Raw genomic sequence first — 272 nt, forward strand, 5'->3', positions numbered from 1 at the left:
TCGAGTAAAGCGGCAGCGTTGGAGCGCTGAATGAAGCTTTATCAATTGCAGAAGCAAATGGTTTTTGAGCGTGAGCAACAAGCGGTGTGTGGAAAGCACCAGACACTGGCAGAGCAATCGCTTTGAAGCCTTGTTCTGTTAGCGCTTGTGCTGCTTGTTGAACCGTTGCAGTTGGACCTGCAATAACCAGTTGAGTCGGAGCGTTGTAGTTGGCAATGCTCACGCCTTCGAATTGGCTGATGCAGCTTTCAACGGCTGGAAGTTTGTCTGCG

Annotated in this window: 1 protein-coding gene; it reads right to left on the bottom strand. The window is 50.4% G+C overall.

Annotation, left to right across the window (positions count from 1 at the left end):
• A partial coding sequence (locus AB4653_RS00850; RefSeq protein WP_372103100.1) for a hypothetical protein occupies positions 1-272 on the bottom strand: 272 nt, incomplete at both ends.

Origin of the sequence: Vibrio sp. 10N.222.48.A3, assembly GCF_041475345.1 — a bacterium.
In the GTDB taxonomy this organism is placed as follows: domain Bacteria; phylum Pseudomonadota; class Gammaproteobacteria; order Enterobacterales; family Vibrionaceae; genus Vibrio; species Vibrio tasmaniensis_A.